Source organism: Pantoea sp. SIMBA_079 (assembly GCF_046940275.1).
In the GTDB taxonomy this organism is placed as follows: Bacteria; Pseudomonadota; Gammaproteobacteria; order Enterobacterales; family Enterobacteriaceae; genus Pantoea; species Pantoea borealis.
Genome location: NZ_JAWRYR010000021.1, coordinates 14179 through 31156, shown reverse-complemented (window position 1 = coordinate 31156; position 16978 = coordinate 14179). Strand labels below are relative to the sequence as shown.

Annotated in this window: 16 protein-coding genes; 6 read left to right on the top strand and 10 right to left on the bottom strand. The window is 59.5% G+C overall.

Going from position 1 to position 16978, the window contains the following annotated elements; translation table 11 throughout:
* Positions 1-345: 345 nt before the first annotated feature.
* A complete protein-coding gene (gene uvrB / locus SB719_RS18265; protein WP_065649807.1) occupies positions 346-2367 on the bottom strand; it encodes an excinuclease ABC subunit UvrB in 2022 nt (673 codons plus the stop codon).
* A 900-nt stretch (positions 2368-3267) separates the two neighbouring features.
* On the opposite strand from uvrB, the gene SB719_RS18260 reads away from it, so the two are divergent.
* Entirely contained in the window at positions 3268-3984 is a 717-nt protein-coding gene (locus SB719_RS18260) for an ABC transporter ATP-binding protein (protein WP_065649808.1), read from the top strand.
* 24 nt (positions 3985-4008) lie between these two features.
* Here SB719_RS18260 and bioD read toward each other — a convergent pair whose 3' ends face one another.
* The 4 genes from bioD to bioB are packed head-to-tail and all read right to left on the bottom strand — an operon-like array spanning position 4009 to position 7593.
* Positions 4009-4677, bottom strand: a complete 669-nt coding sequence (gene bioD / locus SB719_RS18255) for a dethiobiotin synthase (protein WP_412159543.1) — start codon at positions 4675-4677, stop codon at positions 4009-4011.
* Entirely contained in the window at positions 4674-5429 is a 756-nt protein-coding gene (gene bioC / locus SB719_RS18250) for a malonyl-ACP O-methyltransferase BioC (protein ID WP_412159542.1), read from the bottom strand. Before bioC ends, bioD begins: the two co-directional genes overlap by 4 nt.
* A complete protein-coding gene (bioF, locus tag SB719_RS18245) occupies positions 5413-6561 on the bottom strand; it encodes an 8-amino-7-oxononanoate synthase (RefSeq protein WP_304233748.1) in 1149 nt (382 codons plus the stop codon). The genes bioC and bioF overlap by 17 nt, the downstream gene beginning before the upstream one ends.
* A complete protein-coding gene (bioB, locus tag SB719_RS18240) occupies positions 6562-7593 on the bottom strand; it encodes a biotin synthase BioB (protein WP_065649812.1) in 1032 nt (343 codons plus the stop codon).
* Positions 7594-7678: 85 nt separating this feature from the next.
* On the opposite strand from bioB, the gene bioA reads away from it, so the two are divergent.
* On the top strand, positions 7679-8971 hold the full coding sequence (bioA, locus tag SB719_RS18235) for an adenosylmethionine--8-amino-7-oxononanoate transaminase (protein ID WP_412159541.1): 1293 nt from the start codon (positions 7679-7681) through the stop codon (positions 8969-8971).
* A gap of 67 nt (positions 8972-9038) precedes the next feature.
* On the top strand, positions 9039-9515 hold the full coding sequence (locus SB719_RS18230) for a kinase inhibitor (protein ID WP_065649814.1): 477 nt from the start codon (positions 9039-9041) through the stop codon (positions 9513-9515).
* A 69-nt stretch (positions 9516-9584) separates the two neighbouring features.
* On the opposite strand, the gene pgl is transcribed toward SB719_RS18230, so the two are convergent.
* Positions 9585-10571 (bottom strand): 6-phosphogluconolactonase, encoded by a 987-nt coding sequence (gene pgl / locus SB719_RS18225; RefSeq protein WP_412159540.1) that lies wholly within the window; start codon positions 10569-10571, stop codon positions 9585-9587.
* A gap of 148 nt (positions 10572-10719) precedes the next feature.
* Here pgl and SB719_RS18220 point away from each other — a divergent pair, with 148 nt between their 5' ends.
* The gene (locus SB719_RS18220; protein WP_293006481.1) at positions 10720-11538 is read left to right on the top strand and encodes a pyridoxal phosphatase; all 819 of its coding nucleotides are present in this window, start codon (positions 10720-10722) and stop codon (positions 11536-11538) included.
* Between the two features lie 15 nt (positions 11539-11553).
* On the opposite strand, the gene modC is transcribed toward SB719_RS18220, so the two are convergent.
* The 4 genes from modC to SB719_RS18200 all read right to left on the bottom strand — a co-directional run bounded on the left by modC (position 11554) and on the right by SB719_RS18200 (position 14384).
* Positions 11554-12612 (bottom strand): molybdenum ABC transporter ATP-binding protein ModC, encoded by a 1059-nt coding sequence (gene modC / locus SB719_RS18215; protein ID WP_065649817.1) that lies wholly within the window; start codon positions 12610-12612, stop codon positions 11554-11556.
* Complete coding sequence (gene modB, locus SB719_RS18210) at positions 12612-13304, bottom strand: molybdate ABC transporter permease subunit (RefSeq protein ID WP_065649818.1); 693 nt, start codon at positions 13302-13304, stop codon at positions 12612-12614. The genes modC and modB overlap by 1 nt, the downstream gene beginning before the upstream one ends.
* Positions 13301-14074: a molybdate ABC transporter substrate-binding protein gene (modA, locus tag SB719_RS18205; RefSeq protein ID WP_304233760.1), complete on the bottom strand. Its 774-nt coding sequence runs from the start codon at positions 14072-14074 to the stop codon at positions 13301-13303. Before modA ends, modB begins: the two co-directional genes overlap by 4 nt.
* A 151-nt stretch (positions 14075-14225) precedes the next feature.
* Positions 14226-14384 carry an AcrZ family multidrug efflux pump-associated protein gene (locus tag SB719_RS18200; RefSeq protein WP_039383289.1) on the bottom strand — a complete coding sequence of 53 codons (159 nt, stop codon included), beginning with the start codon at positions 14382-14384 and terminating at the stop codon, positions 14226-14228.
* Positions 14385-14502: 118 nt separating this feature from the next.
* Here SB719_RS18200 and modE point away from each other — a divergent pair, with 118 nt between their 5' ends.
* Positions 14503-15285, top strand: a complete 783-nt coding sequence (modE, locus tag SB719_RS18195; protein ID WP_304233764.1) for a molybdenum-dependent transcriptional regulator — start codon at positions 14503-14505, stop codon at positions 15283-15285.
* A gap of 74 nt (positions 15286-15359) precedes the next feature.
* Entirely contained in the window at positions 15360-16844 is a 1485-nt protein-coding gene (gene modF, locus SB719_RS18190) for a molybdate ABC transporter ATP-binding protein ModF (protein WP_412159539.1), read from the top strand.
* The last annotated feature ends 134 nt before the right edge of the window (positions 16845-16978 follow it).

Here is a 16978-nt window from a genome sequence, read left to right as displayed (position 1 = left end):
GGCCGCATCAATGCGGCCCCTACGGGAGATTTGCGCAGGCTTGCCATTAATGGTGCCCTGGTTACGTATAAAATCCGCGGAATTTACGTAGGGGCGCCATTTATGGCGCCCTGGTCACGTATAAAATCCGGTGGTGTATGAATACGCCAGGGCCGCATCAATGCGGCCCCTACGGGAGATTTGCGCAGGCTTGCCATTAATGGTGCCCTGGTTACGTATAAAATCCGCGGAATTTACGTAGGGGCGCCATTAATGGCGCCCTGGTCATGTATAAAATCCGGTGGTGTATGAATACGCCAGGGCCGCATGAATGCGGCCCCTACGGAATGCAGTACGGGTTAGTGATTATGAAGCGGCGATAAACAGTTCGCGCAGTTCGTGCAGACGGTCGCGCAGGCTGGCGGCTTCTTCAAATTCCAGGTTTTGCGCATGCTGCTGCATCTGCGCTTCCAGTTCGTGAATTTTCTTCTGCATCGCCTGTGGCGTAAGCGCCAGGTAATCGGCATCATTCTCTGCCGCCGTGCGCGTGGCCGTTTTACCCTTGCCGCGGGTTTTCACCACGTTTTTGCCCAGCTCAAGAATATCCGTGATCTTTTTATTCAGCCCCTGCGGCACAATGCCGTGCTCAGTGTTGTAGCGCTCCTGCTTCTCACGGCGGCGCTCAGTCTCTTCAATTGCGCGCGCCATAGAGGGCGTGATCTTATCAGCATAGAGAATCGCTTTACCGTTCACGTTACGCGCAGCACGGCCAATCGTCTGGATCAGTGAACGCTCTGAGCGCAGGAAGCCCTCTTTATCGGCGTCCAGAATCGCTACCAGAGAAACCTCCGGCATATCAAGTCCTTCACGCAGCAGGTTGATCCCTACCAGCACGTCAAATTCACCCAGGCGCAGGTCGCGAATAATCTCCATGCGCTCAACGGTGTCGATATCAGAGTGCAGATAGCGCACCTTCTCACCGTGCTCTTCAAGGTATTCGGTGAGATCTTCGGCCATACGCTTTGTCAGCGTCGTTACCAGCACGCGCTCGTTAATCTCTACGCGCTTACGGATCTCAGACAGCAGGTCATCCACCTGTGTACCCACCGGGCGCACCTCAAGGATCGGATCGAGCAGGCCTGTCGGACGCACCACCTGATCGATCACTTCCGTGCCCGATTTTTCCAGCTCATATTTACCCGGCGTGGCTGACACATAAATGGTCTGCGGGGCCAGCGCCTCAAACTCCTCAAACCGAAGCGGACGGTTATCCAGCGCGGAAGGCAGACGGAAACCGTACTCCACCAGCGTCTCTTTACGCGCGCGGTCGCCACGATACATGCCGCCGATCTGCGGAATGGTCACGTGCGACTCATCCACCACCAGCAGACCGTCGGCAGGCAGATAGTCAAACAGGGTCGGCGGCGCTTCACCCGGCCCGCGCCCCGAGAGATAACGGGAATAGTTTTCGATACCCGAGCAGTAACCCAGCTCATTCATCATCTCCAGGTCAAACTGGGTGCGCTGCGTAATACGCTGCTCTTCCAGCAGCTTGTTGTTTTCCAGCAGCACTTTGCGGCGCAGGGCCAGCTCATCTTTGATCTCTTCCATCGCCTGCAGGATACGTTCACGCGGCGTAACGTAGTGCGTTTTGGGATAGATGGTAAAACGCGGGATCACTGACTCAATTTGCCCGGTAAGCGGATCAAACAGTGACAGCCGCTCGACCTCTTCATCAAACAGCTCCACCCGCAGAGCGATATCATCAGATTCCGCCGGGAAGATATCGATCACCTCCCCGCGCACGCGGAACGTACCGCGCTGAAACGCCTGATCGTTACGCGCATACTGCAGCTCAGCCAGACGCCGTAAAATACTGCGCTGATCGATGATCATGCCGCGCGTCAGGTGCAGCATCATTTTCAGATAGAGATCGGGATCGCCAAGACCATAAATCGCTGAGACCGACGCCACCACAATCACATCACGCCGTTCCAGCATCGCTTTGGTAGCAGAGAGACGCATCTGCTCAATGTGCTCGTTCACCGCCGCATCTTTTTCGATAAAGGTGTCAGAACTCGGCACATAGGCTTCAGGCTGATAGTAGTCATAGTAAGAAACAAAGAATTCCACGGCGTTATCCGGAAAAAACTCTTTCATCTCCCCATAGAGTTGCGCCGCCAGGGTTTTATTGGGTGCCAGAACCATCGTGGGCCGGTTGAGGTCGGCAATCACGTTGGCAACGGTAAAGGTTTTGCCCGAACCCGTTACGCCGAGCAGGGTCTGATGCGCAAGGCCATCTTCCAGCCCCTCCTCCAGACGGCGGATCGCTTCAGGCTGATCGCCTGAAGGCTTAAAGGCGGAGTTAAGTTTAAAGGCTTTGCTCATGATTTCAGAATTCCTGCTGAAGAAAAGGGCTGGCAGGCTGATAATTCTACTCTGCTATGGCGATTTTGCCAGAAAAAAACACTGGATATATTTACAGATAAACGCCACGATGGACCTTCAGCCTGTGGCATCGCTTCAGAGGCATTAAAGCGGCCGCTGGCTAAAATATGTCGCGCAAGGTTATCCCCAGGCGAGCCGGGCTTTTAACAATTGTCAAGAGAACGTCATCAAAATGCAGCGATAAACTTCAGCGGACATTTTGCAGGCTTGCTTTTAAACAACATACTGAATTTATTGAATATACCTCAAAAGCCCAGTTTCGCAGCATAATGTATCCAGGCCGCGTATTTCCTCGCTTGCGCCCGGTTTTCAGTCGCTAATACACAAGGTTATCCACAGGAATGGTGGATAAGTGAAGCCAGCCCCACGCCCGCAGGCTGTGTATAAAAAATCCCGGCCCGTTCTGCGCTAACAAAAAAATTTTTTTTATGATTATTTTTCCAGCAAGGGCGGCGGGATTAACTATTCTTTTTTGATTCCACAGTGCCGCTACGCCTGGGCCGCGCTGTTTTCCTGCCTTATGCCACTGCTTTATTAATGAACAGATGCACCAGAAAAGTTTAGTAATCAGCACCGTCAAAGTGCAGTGGCTTAATCACCTGCTTTCACAGTTAAGTTTTTCTGATGTTTAAGGCACCGTTGCAGGTATTTGTTAACGCCACACATGCGGAATGATCGATCTGGCCCGCTGCTTGCATCTCTCCTGTTGCGGCAGAACATGCAGGTTTAACAGGGACCCCCTGATGTCTGATACCACCGCGTCACGTTTAATCTGTTACTGCATGCCAGACGACACAGAGCGGGTGCATTCAGGCTAATTATCTGTAAGGAGAAGATCAGATGCTGAGTTTACGTTCGGTGAATCAGTTTTATGGCCAGAACCAGATGCTGTGGGATGTCGATCTTGATCTGCCTCCGGGATCCTGCACCGGCGTGCTGGGCAGTCCGGGAATGGGGAAAACCACGCTGGTCAACTGCATTATGGGCCATCTGCCGGTTAACAGCGGCTCTATCTGCTGGCAGGAAGCGGGTTATCCACCGGAGGATCTGCTGCTGCAGCCCGCTATGCAGCGGGCGCGAATGGGCATCGGGTATGTGCCGCAAAAGCGCCATATCTTTACGCAGATGAGCGTTGAGGACAATCTGCTGATTGCCCTGCTGGCGGCTGAGGATGAGCGCAATCGCGCTATTCCGGAGAGTGTGTTTGACCTGTTTCCTGCGCTCTATACCCTGCGCCATCAGCGCAGCGGCGATCTGCCGGTCAATCTGCAGCAGCAGCTGGCACTGGCACGTGCACTGGTGCTGAAACCGCGCCTGCTGATCCTCGATGAACCCACCGGTACGATGTCGCCCTGGCTGGAAGAGGAGACGGGCAACCTGATCCGGCGACTCAACCGGGAATATGGGCTGACTATCCTGCTGCTGGAACAGCACGTCTCCTTTATACGCCGCGTAGCCGACTACTTTCTGCTGCTGCATCGCGGGCGCAATGTGGCGCAGGGCCGTGTCGCGCAGCTGGATGATCTCACCGTTAGCAAATGGTTAGCGCCTGCCTGATGCCGTTTACACAAGGATTGCCGCTCACGGCAGCGTCAGATAGTGTCCGCACGTGGCCTGCTCCGCCGCCGACGCCAGCCAGGGGATTTCGCCCAGAAATGGCGCCCCGATGCGCTGGCGCAGCGAGGCGATATATTCGTGATGGCGTTTGCCCGGCGGCTGAATATCATTTGCGATCCAGCCTGCCAGCGGCACGCCGCTCGCCTTTATCGCCGCAGCGGTCAGCATGGCGTGATTAATACAGCCCAGCTTTACGCCCACCACCAGTATCACCGGCAGCTGCTCTGCGATAACCCAGTCTGCATACGTCTGCGTCTCAGAGAGCGGTGTGAACCAGCCGCCCGCACCCTCAACCAGCAGCCATTCCGCCTGCGTTTCCAGCGCGCGCAGGCCCGCTGAGAGCTGTGCAAAGTTGATCGGCCTGCCCTCTTCTGCGCTTACGATATGCGGCGAGGTCGGCTCCATGAATGCCAGCGGGTTAACCTGCTCATAGCGCAGCGGCACGCTGCTGTAGCGCTGCAGCGCCAGCGCATCGCTGTTGCGCACGCCTTCCGCCGTCATTTCACAGCCTGAGGCGACCGGTTTGTAACCTGCGGTGCGCAGCCCGGCAGCGCTGGCCGCCTGCAGCAGCGCCCCGCTGGCAACTGTTTTTCCCACTTCGGTATCCGTTCCGGTGATAAACCAGCGTTTCATTTTTGCAACACTCCATACATCAGGTGATAAGTAAGACGATAGCCCTGTTCATCCCGCGGCCAGTGCCGCTCAAGCTGCGCCAGCTGCTGGCGCGTCAGCACACTGTTGCTGCGCCCGTCGTGCAGATGCGTGGCACCAATTCCCTTCAGCGAACGCATCGCGCTCAGCGCATCAGGAAAGTGCAGCGTAATGATCTGCTGCGTGCTGCGCAGCGACTGCGCGCGCGCGGCTGCGACAATATCACTGGCCTGAAGAAAGCGATTGGCGTGACGGCGCGAATCTATCGCTGCCCATGCGCTATCCACCTCCGGCAGCGATCCCGCCAGCAGCGTTGAAAAAAGCGCGGTGCCGCCGGGCCGCAGCACGCGACAAAATTGCTGCAGAGCCGTGCTCAGATTGCTGCTCCACTGCACCGCCAGGTTGCTCCAGACGCCATCCACGCTGCCTTCAGCCAGCGGCAGCTGGTCGATATCACCCTGCAGATAATCGTGCGCCGATCGCTGCGCGCGCGCGGCGGCCAGCATGGGTAAAGAGAGATCGAGCGCGGTCACCGTACGGCCGCGATCGCGCCAGTACCGGCTGTACCAGCCGGTGCCGCAGCCGGCATCCAGCAGGTGTGGCCCGAATCCGGCAGGCGCGCAGGCGAGCAGCGCATCGCCGCTCAGGCGCTGTAGCGCAGCGTGCTGCTCATAGTGCGGTGCAGCACGGCCAAACGCCTGTGCCACCGCCTGCTTGTTAACCTGCAGCGTCATACAGCGCCTCCAGCAGCGCGTCGATATCTTCCGGCTCATGCGCCGCCGTCAGGGTGATGCGCAGCCGTGCCGTACCGGGCGGCACGGTCGGCGGACGAATGGCGCTGACCCAGCACCCCGCCTGCGCCAGTCGCTGCGAAAGCGCCAGCGCAGCCGCGTTTTCACCGACAATCAGCGGCTGAATGGCACTCTCTGAGGCGGGCAGCACCCACGGCAGCTGTGCCGCGCCGGCGCGAAAGCGACGGATGTTTGCCTGCAGGCGTGCCCGCAGCGCATCGCCCTGCTGCACCTGCTGCAGCGCCGCCAGCAGCGCCCAGCACTGCGCTGGCGGCATGGCGGTGGAATAAATAAGGTGCCGCGAAAACTGCTCAACGTAGTCGGCGGTAGCCTCATCGCACAGCAGCGCCGCGCCGCTGACGCCAAAACCTTTGCCAAACGTCACCACCAGCAGCTCGGGTTTCACCTGCTGCTGCCAGCAGCTGCCGCGCCCCTGCTCACCGCTAATGCCAATGCCGTGAGCATCATCCACCAGCAGCCAGCCATCCGCAGCCCGGGTCGCCGCAGCAATCTCTGCCAGCGGTGCGCTGTCGCCATCCATGCTGAAAACACCTTCGGTGACCACCAGCGTGGCGCCCGTTCCCGGCTGCGCCAGCAGCTTTTGCAGACTTGCCGGCTGATTATGGGCAAAACGACGCAGCGTGGCCGGGCTGTGACTGGCAGCATCCAGCAGCGACGCGTGCGCCAGTTTGTCCGCCACGATGCGGTCCTGCTTCTGCGCCAGCAGATGAACAATCGCCTGGTTGGCGGCAAAGCCGGAGATAAACAGCAGCGCACGTGAATAGCCGAGCCAGCCTGCCAGCTGCTGCTCCAGCTCCGCATGATAGCGACTGTAGCCGGTCACATGACCCGACGCCCCCGCTCCTGCTCCCGCCTGCGCCGCGCCCTGCTGCCAGGCCGCAATCACCGCCGGATGCCGGCTCAGCCCGAGATAATCGTTGCCGGAAAAGTGACGATAGCGCTGTCCGCCCAGGGTGATTTCCCGCACGCTGTTCTGCTCAATACAGCGCCGGTAGCGCCAGCCATCTGCGTCCCGGCGCGCCTGCAGCGCCTGAGTGATACGTTCAGACCACATTCACACCGCCGCGTTGTAAAACTGCGGCGTATCGGCCTGAACCAGCTGCGCCTGCAGCTGATGCTGCTGCTCGTTATCTCCCGCTGCGGTTGCGGTATGTTCCGGATTCAGGCCCAGCTTGCGGAACAGGATCAGATCTTTATCTTCTTCCGGATTGGGCGTGGTCAGCAGTTTGCAGCCATAGAAAATGGAGTTAGCACCCGCCATAAAACACATCGCCTGCGTCTGCTCGCTCATCTGCTCACGGCCTGCTGACAGACGCACGTGTGAGGAAGGCATCATGATGCGCGCTACCGCGATAGTGCGAATAAAATCAAACGGCTCCACATCTTCGTTATCCGCCATCGGCGTGCCTTTGACCTTCACCAGCATGTTGATTGGCACGCTCTCGGGCGGCACCGGCAGGTTTGCCAGCTGCACCAGCAGTCCGGCGCGATCCGTCACCGTTTCACCCAGACCGACAATGCCGCCGGAGCAGACTTTGATACCGGCCCCGCGCACTTTATCCAGCGTATCGAGACGCTCCTGGTAGGTACGGGTCGTGATGACGCTGCCGTAAAATTCCGGTGAGGTATCCAGGTTATGGTTGTAGAAATCGAGTCCGGCCTCTGCCAGACGCTGTGCCTGGTTCTGTTCCAGCGTCCCCAGCGTCATGCAGGTTTCCATGCCGAGCGCTTTCACGCCCTGCACCATCTGCTCCAGATAAGGCATATCGCGTTCGTGCGGGTTTTTCCATGCGGCGCCCATGCAGAAACGGCTGGAGCCGGCCGCTTTAGCTTTACGCGCCGAGGCGAGCACCGCCTCCACCTCCATCAGCCGTTCTGACTCCAGTCCGGTTTTGTAGCGCGCGCTCTGCGGGCAATATTTACAATCTTCCGGGCAGGCGCCGGTTTTAATCGACAGCAGCGTGCTGACCTGTACCTGACGCGGGTCAAAATGCTGGCGATGCACCTGCTGCGCTTCAAACATCAGTTCCAGAAAAGGTTTATCAAACAGGGCCTGGGCCTGAGCCAGTGTCCAGCGGTTAGCCATTACATACTCCAAAAAGGGGTTCATCCCGACAATGATCGTGGTTATACTTGTAAACTAAATCTTTTCAAAATGGTTTACAAGACAGATGTTCACGCCTGACGACCTCGATTTTGACCGCCAGCATATCTGGCATCCCTACACCTCAATGCGCGACCCGCTGCCCTGTTATCCGGTGGTGGCCGCCCAGGGTTGCCAGCTGCAGCTGGCAGATGGACGCGAGCTGGTTGACGGTATGTCGTCATGGTGGGCGGCGATCCACGGCTACAATCATCCGCGTCTCAACCAGGCACTGCAGCAGCAGATGGCGCAGATGTCACACGTGATGTTCGGCGGGATTACCCATCCGGCAGCAGTCGCGCTGAGCCGTCAGCTGGTGGCGATGACGCCTGAAGCGCTGGAGTGCGTGTTTCTGGCTGACTCCGGATCCATTGCGGTGGAAGTCGCCATGAAAATGGCGCTGCAGTACTGGCTCGGTCGCGGCGAGAGGCGCCAGACATTCCTGACGCTGAAGCGCGGCTATCACGGCGATACCTTTGCGGCGATGGCGGTATGCGATCCGGAAAACTCAATGCACAGCCTGTGGCGTGGCTATCTGCCGGAGCATCTGTTTGCCGCTGCGCCGCAGTGCGGTTTCACTGATGCATGGGATGACGCCGATTTCAGCGACTTTGCCCGGCTGGCGGAGCAGCACCACCGCGGCATTGCTGCGGTGATCCTCGAACCGATTGTGCAGGGCGCGGGCGGGATGCGCTTTTACCATCCGCGCTATCTGCAGCAGGTACGGGCGCTGTGCGATCGCTACGGGCTGCTGCTGATCGCCGATGAGATCGCCACCGGCTTCGGCCGCAGCGGGAAACTGTTTGCCTGTGAGCACGCAGGCGTGACGCCCGACATTTTATGCCTCGGTAAAGCGCTGACCGGCGGGACGATGACGCTCGCCGCCACGCTGACCACGCGCGAGGTGGCTGACACCATCAGCCGCAGCGCCGCTGGCTGCTTCATGCATGGCCCGACCTTTATGGGCAACCCGCTGGCGTGCGCAGTTGCCGCTGAAAGCCTGGCCATGGTGGCGGAAGGAGAGTGGCAGACGCAGGTTGCGGCGATTGAGCAGCAGCTGCAGCGGGAGCTGCTGCCGCTGCAGCTGCATCCCGCCGTGGCGCAGGCGCGCGTGCTGGGTGCCATTGGCGTTATCGAAACGCATCAGCCGGTGAATATGGCTGCACTGCAGCAGTTCTTTGTTGAGCGCGGCGTCTGGATCCGCCCGTTTGGCCGGCTGATCTATCTGATGCCACCTTATCTGATTTCTGCGCAGGCGCTGAGCCAGCTCACCCGCGCCATTCGGGACGCGCTGGATCACGCTGGCCATTTTCAGCCCTGACGCCGCTGGTATCTGCTGCGCTTTTGCACCATGATGACCTTCCGCGATTAGTAAAAAAGGAGGAGTTATGCGCCTGTTTAGTCAGGATTTTAACGACGGCGATAAGATGCCAGAGCGCCACGTGTTTAACGGCATGGGTTATCAGGGCGATAACCTGTCGCCCCATCTCGCCTGGGATGAGGTGCCGGAAGGCACAAAGAGCTTTGTCGTCACCTGCTACGACCCCGATGCGCCCACCGGTTCCGGCTGGTGGCACTGGGTGGTAGCGAATATTCCGGCTGAGGTCACGGTGCTGCCGCAGGGCGCCGGTTCCGGCGTGGCAGAGCTGCCTGAAAGCGCCATCCAGACCCGTACCGACTTCGGCCAGACCGGCTACGGCGGCGCCGCACCGCCGCAGGGTGAATCACACCGCTACATTTTCAGCGTACACGCGCTGGACGTGGAGACGCTGGATGTGGATGAAGGCGCCAGCGGCGCAATGGTCGGCTTTAACGTGCATTTCCATGCGCTTGCCAGCGCATCGGTTACGGTGAAATACGCCTGATCGCGCCGGGTGCGCTTCGCTGCGCGCTCTGATAAAGGTCGCCTTCAACGGCGACCTTGCATGAGATCATCACGCCAGCGCGTGGATCACCACCCACATCGGCCCTTGCCCGACCGCATAGCGCGCCAGCGGCTGCAGCAGGCCGCGTCCGGCAATCCGGTACACTTCAATATGATGCGACTTCTGTCCCGCTGCGACCAGATAAGTACCGCTGCGATCAATATTAAACCCGCGCGGCTGCGTTTCGGTGGGCTGGTGGCCCTCAATTGTCAGCGCGTCGCCCGCGTCACTGACGCTAAACACGGTAATCGTGCTGCTGGTACGATCGCAGGCGTAGAGCGAGCGGCCATCCGGCGTGATATGAATATCTGCCGCCCAGCGGGTGCCACTGAAATCCGCCGGCATCATATCCAGACTCTGTACGCACCTCATCTCGCCCTGCAGTGACCAGACATCCACCGTGCTGTTGAGTTCGTTGACCACATAGCCATACGCGCCGCCGGGATGAAACACCATATGACGCGGACCGGCGCCTGCAGCGGTCGTGACGTCTGCCTGTGCGCACGGCGTCAGACGGCCATCCTGATGCAGCTGAAAACGGCAGATGCGGTCCTGCTTCAGCGCCGGCACCAGCAGCGTCTCGTTACGCAGATCGATGTTGGCCGAGTGGCATCCCTCAAGGCCATTAATCACCTGCGACGGCGCCTGCGGCAGCCCGCTCTCGTCCAGCGGGCTGATGCTGACGCAGGCGTCGTTATAAGAGCCGCAGAACAGAAACCGGCCTTCGCGATCGGTGGAGATGTGCGTCGGGCTGCCCGGCAGCGGCGCTTCCCCCGCCAGCGTCAGCGTTCCGTCTGCGGCAATACGGTAGGCCAGCACGCGAAAATCGGGACGTACGCCCACATAAAGAAAATCTTTTTTCGGGCTCACCACCATGGGCTGCACCTGGCCGGCCACATCGGTCACCTGCAGTAGCGTCAGCGCGCCATCTTCCTGAAGCTGCCAGGCGTGGATCTGCTGGCTCTCGGGACTGGCGGTATACACGACTTGTTTCATGCGTTTTTCCTTATTCGCTGCCTGATGAAAGGGATAACTGTAGCCTGTTTCAGCCGGCTACGCTGGCGGGATTTCTGCCCGCTTTTTTGTCTCAGCGCGGCTGGCAGGTGTAGACTTGATGCCTGTTTATTCAAAGACGGAACCCGTAATGAGCTATCGCGTAATCGCCCTCGACCTGGATGGCACCCTGCTGACACCCACTAAAACCATTCTGCCTGAATCGCTGGAGGCGCTGGCCCGCGCGCAGCAGGCGGGCGTGAAGGTGCTGATCGTCACCGGTCGCCATCACTGTGCTATCCACCCTTTTTATCAGGCGCTGCAGCTGGATACACCCGCAATCTGCTGTAACGGCACCTATTTGTATGATTATCAGGCAAAAAAAGTGCTGACTGCCGATCCACTGCAGGAAAATCAGGCGCAGCAGGTTCTGACGATGCTGGAAGAAGAACATATTCACGGCCTGCTTTATGCGGATGATGCGATGTTCTATCAGACAGCGACCGGTCACGTTACCCGCACGCTGAACTGGGCCGCTTCGCTCCCTGAGGCGCAGCGTCCGCTGTTTGTGCAGGTGCCCGATCTGCAGCAGGCGGCGCGCGATGCGCAGGCGATCTGGAAATTCGCCCTGTCACATCCAGACACGCGCGCGCTGCAGCAGTTTGCCCGGCGTACCGAAGCGGAGCTGGGTCTGGCGTGTGAGTGGTCCTGGCACGATCAGGTTGATATCGCTCAGGCGGGTAACAGCAAAGGCAAACGCCTGGCGCAGTGGGTGGAGAGCCAGGGCTTCAGCATGCAGGAGGTGCTGGCGTTTGGTGATAACTATAATGACCTCAGCATGCTGGAGCAGGTGGGACTGGGCGTTGCGATGGGCAACGCCGATGACGCTATCAAAGCGCGCGCGGCGGAGGTAACCGGCACCAACCTTGAGCCTGGCATTGCGGAGATTATTCGCCGGGAAGTGCTGTGACGGCAGCGGTCTCCGTCAGGCAATAACTGAAACGCTTTTGAGCTGGACATAGAGCCACTGATCGACGCGAATGCCCAGCTCATCGCGTGCCCACGGCGTAATGCGCGCCCAGAGCTCACTGCTGCCAATGCGTACTCTGACCTCAACCTGATCGTCAATATCCAGCACCTCTGTAACCTGCGCGGGCAGAATATTACGCACAGAGGTGTGCTGCGCCGGCTGCAGCGCCAGCGAGACATCGGCTGACGCGATTCGAATACGCAGCGTGCTTTTTGCCGGCAGGTTAACACGACTCACCCAGATATGCTGGTCGCCCAGCAGCAGCGCGGTCATGGGGTAGTAAGGATGCTGCTCCAGCACCTGCACGCGCAGTACGCTGGTGCGCTCGCTGGCCGGCAGCCAGGGACGCATTGCGCTGCTGCTCCACACTTTCTCCAGCGGGCCTGCTGCTTTAACGCTGCCGTTATCCAGCACCAGTACGTTGTCCGCGAGCTGCACAATCTCATCCAGGCTGTGCGAGACATAGAGCACCGGTACGGCAACCTGCTTTGTCAGCTGCTGCAGCCACGGCAGCAGCTCGCGCTTGCGCGGCAGATCCAGTGAGGCCAGCGGCTCATCCATCAGCAGCAGATCGGGCGCACTCAGCAGCGCCCGGCCAATTGCCACGCGCTGTTTTTCACCGCCTGAGAGCGTGGCTGGAAAGCGATCCAGCAGCGCATCCAGCCCCAGCAGCGCCACCAGCTGCGCAAACTGCGGTTTCATTGACGCTGCCATGCTGTACTGCAGGTTGCCGCGCACCCGATAGTGCGGAAACAGTCGCGCATCCTGAAACACATAGCCGATACGCCGCTGCTCCGGCGGCAGATTGATGCCGCGCGCGCTGTCGAACAGCACCCGGTCGTTGATCTGAATGCGGCCCTGCTGCGGCTGCGTCAGGCCGCTGATAGCGTTGATCAGCGACGTTTTTCCCGCACCCGACACGCCAAATACAGCGGTGATGCCGTGCGCCGGCAGCGTGGTGTCCACCTCCAGCAGATGGTCACCCAGCCGCTGTGAAAACTGCAGCGTCAGCATCAGGCGATCCCCCAGCGTTTACGGCCCCAGCGCGCCAGTAATTCTGACGCCACCAGCGACAGCAGCGCCAGCGCGATCGCCACCGCACAGAGGCGCGCGGCGGTGCTTTCTGCGCCCGGCGTTTCAATCAGGGTAAACATTGCGGAAGGAATGGTACGGGTTTCACCGGGAATATTAGAGACAAAGGTAATGGTGGCGCCAAACTCCCCCAGCGAGCGGGCAAACGCCAGCACGGTACCGGCAATAATGCCCGGCAGCGTCAGCGGCAGTGTAATAGTGAAAAAGACCCGCCAGCGCCCCGCTCCCAGCGTCCGCGCGGCCTGTTCCAGCCGGGTATCCACCGCCTCCAGCGCCAGCCGGATGGCGCGTACCATCAGCGGAAATGCCATCACCGCTGCCGCCAGCGCCGCACCGCGCCAGCTGAAGGCGAAAGTAAAGCCAAACCAGTCCCAGAGCCAGCCGCCGATCGCCCCGCGACGCCCCAGCGCCAGCAGCAGCAGATAGCCTACCACCACCGGCGGCAGCACCAGCGGCAGATGGACCAGACTGTCGAGCAGGGTTTTACCCGGAAAGCGGCAGCGTGCCAGGATCCAGGCCATGAGAATGCCAAACGGCAGGCTGCACAGCACCGCCACGCAGGAAACTTTCAGGCTGAGCACAACAGCCTGCCACTCGGGATCGCTCAGTATCATCTTTTTGGCGTAAATCCATACTGTTTAAAAATAGCCGCGGCCTCGGGCCCCTGCAGATAGTGCCAGAAGGCGGTGACCGCCGCGTTCTGATGCGCGTTAACAATGGCCATCGGATACTCTACCGGCGGATGCGAGTCGGCGGGAAAACGCCCGGCAACCATCACCCCTTTACTTGCCACGGCGTCAGATCCATACACGATGCCATACGGTGTTTCGTTTCGCTCAACCAGCGCCAGCGCGGCGCGCACGTTGCTGGCTGGCGCAAGCTGTGACGCAAGCTGCTGCCAGGCGCCCAGCTTTTGCAGCGCGGCTTTGGCGTAAATCCCGGCGGGTACGTGTGCCGGATCGCCCACCGCCAGGCGCTGCCCCTGCAGCAGATTTTTCCAGTCGGTGGCGGAAGAGATCGTTACCGGCGCCGCGCCGGCGCTTTTAGGCGCGATCAGCACCAGATCGTTACCCAGCAGCGTCACGCGCGTGTTTGCTTCAATGCTCTGCTTTGCCGCCGCGTCATCCATCCACTGCTGATCGGCCGAGATAAAGAGATCGGCCGGCGCGCCCTGTTCAATCTGGCGTGCCAGCGTGGAAGAGGAGGCAAAAGAGGAGACCACCTCGGTCCCACTCTGCTGCTGATACCGGGTGGCGATCTCCTGCAGCGCATTGGTGAGTGATGCCGCAGCAAACACCGTGATTTTGTCAGCCGCCACCGCCTGGCCCGCCAGTGAAATTGTCAGCGCCGTTGTGGCCAGCCAGTAAGAGGATTTGTTCAGCATGTCAGACTCCCTGTTTCGTTGTATATCGAATCATACAACGCTTAGGCAGATGCCGCTATGCGCAGGATGCGGATCAATCTCAACAGAAGGAGTATCGGCAGGAGAGAGCGGAAATTGATAAAAAAACGCCCGCAGGGTGCGGGCGGGTCAATCAGTGCTGTGAGCTTTTCGCCGGGCGGTCATTGCGACGGCCAAATTTGGAGATAATGTTAAACACTTCTCCCAGGCCGTAAATCAGACCCAGCATAATCGCCATCACAATCGGCACCATGATGACCGCGACGGCCAGGCTTTTTATCAGTTCCAGCATGGAAACCTCACGCAGAATTTAAAAAAGTGATTGTAGCGGCAGAGGAAAAAAAGGCACTGCCCTTTTCGTGCTTTTACTTTACGCCGTACACTACCCGCTTCCGACTAAAGGAGCTGACATGCAGGCCGATCTCTCACTTCATATTCGTCTTCAGCAGAAACTGTTTGCCGATCCGCGCCGTATTGAACTGCTGCGACAGATTGCCGAAACCGGATCAATCAGCCAGGGCGCCCGGCTGGCAGGTATCAGTTATAAAAGCGCCTGGGACGCCATCAATGCGATGAACCAGCTGGCGGATGAGACGCTGGTTGAGCGCGCCACCGGCGGCAAAGGCGGCGGCGGCGCCCGTCTGACGCGCTATGGTGCGCGGCTGATCCAGCTGTACGATCTGCTGGCCCAGATCCAGCAGAAAGCGTTTGATGCCCTGCAGCAGGATAACCTGCCGCTGGACAGCCTGCTGGCTGCGATTGCGCGCTTCTCGCTGCAGACCAGCGCGCGTAATCAGCTGTTTGCTACCGTGCGCCATCGTAACGACCGGCCGGTGCAGCAGCATATTGAGGTGGTACTGGCCGATGGCGTAACGCCGGTTAACGTGGCGCTCACCGCGCGCAGCGCGCAGCGGCTGCAGCTTGTGCCCGGCAAAGAAGTGCTGGTGCTGATCAAGGCACCGTGGATCCGGCTCAGTGACGACGAAGAATCCGGCGATAATGCGTTATCCGCCCAGGTCAGCACGATTGAACAGGGCGAAGAGATGAGCGAGGTGCTGCTGACGCTGAGCGGGGGTGAAACGCTGTGTGCCACGCTGAGCGCAGCACAGCTGGCGCAACAAAAGCTGCAGCCGGGTGACAGGGTGACCGCCTGCTTTAGCGCTGAACAGGCGATCATAGCGACGCTGATCTGACTATTCTGCACCGATTGACTTCCGCTGCAGCGGCCGTTACAACAGTAACAACGATGCACAAACCGGAACAGAACATGTCTTTATTGCAGATTTCGCAAGGCACATTTCATCTTAGTCACCATCGTGCGCTCAGCATTAACGCGCTAACCGTTCAGCGCGGTGAGAGCTGGGCCTTTGTGGGCGCTAACGGCAGCGGTAAATCTGCACTGACCCGGGTGCTGGCAGGCGAACTTAGCGCCGGGAAAGGCCACTTCAGCAGCGATTTTCGTCGACCCATCCGCCTCTCATTTGAGCAGCTGCAGCAGCTGGTGAGTGAAGAGTGGGAACGAAATAACACGGATATGCTCAGCGAAGGGGAAGAGGATACCGGCCGCACCGTCGCAGAGATCATCCAGACGGAAATCAGCGATCAGGCGCGCTGTCGCGCGCTGGCGCAGCAGTTTGGTATTCAGGATTTGCTGGATCGCCGCTTTAAATATCTCTCTACCGGTGAAACCCGCAAAACCCTGCTTTGTCAGGCGCTGATGACAGAACCGGATCTGCTGATCCTTGATGAGCCGTTTGACGGACTGGATGTTGCGTCGCGCGCCAGCCTCACCGCGCTGCTGCTGCAGCTGCATACGCAGGGCTATACGCTGGTGCTGGTGCTGAACCGGTTTGAGGATATCCCCGATTTTATTCAGCAGGCGGGCGTGCTGGCAGAGTGCACCCTGACCCACGCCGGTGACCGCAAGACGCTGCTGGCGGAAGCGCTGGTGGCCCAGCTGGCGCACAGCGAACGGCTGCAGGGCATGGCGCTGCCGGAGGCAGATCGTCCCGATTTGCTGCCGGCGCTGGCCATGGATACCCCGCGCGTGCTGCTGCGGCATGGCCGGGTCGCCTATGACGATTGCCCCATTATCGATAACCTCAGCTGGCAGGTCAGCGCTGGCGAACACTGGCAGATTACCGGGCCGAACGGCGCCGGCAAATCCACGCTGCTTAGCCTGGTGACCGGCGATCACCCCCAGGGCTACAGCAACGACTTAACGCTGTTTGGTATCCGGCGCGGCAGCGGTGAAACCATCTGGGATATCAAACAGCATATTGGCTACGTCAGCAGCAGCCTGCACCTTGACTACCGGGTGAGCTGTAGCGTGCGCACCGTGGTGCTCTCTGGCTTTTTTGACTCCATTGGTCTTTATCAGGCCGTTTCAGAGCGTCAGAAAGCGCTGGCGCGCCAGTGGCTGGCGCTGCTGGGGATGGATAACGCGCTGGCAGATGCCCCTTTTCACAGCCTCTCCTGGGGGCAGCAGCGGCTGGTGCTGATTGCGCGTGCGCTGGTTAAGCACCCCGCCCTGCTGATACTGGATGAGCCGCTGCAGGGGCTGGATCCGATTAACCGTCAGCTGGTACGCCGCTTTACGGATGTACTGATTGGTGAAGGCCGCACCCAGCTGCTGTTCGTCTCGCACCATGCTGAAGATGCCCCACGCTGCATTACCCATCGCCTCAGCTTTATCAAAACCCCGGAGGGTTACCGTTATCAGCAGGAGGCGTTGCGCACGCCGCAGACCTGACCGCATTCTGCCCCGCTTACGCCGGGCTGCCGATCCTGCCTGACCAGCGATCGGCAGCATCGCCTGTCAATGTAACCGCTACCACTAATCTGTGCTAAATTTAAATTGAAGCGTATTACAGGCCGCAAAATTAA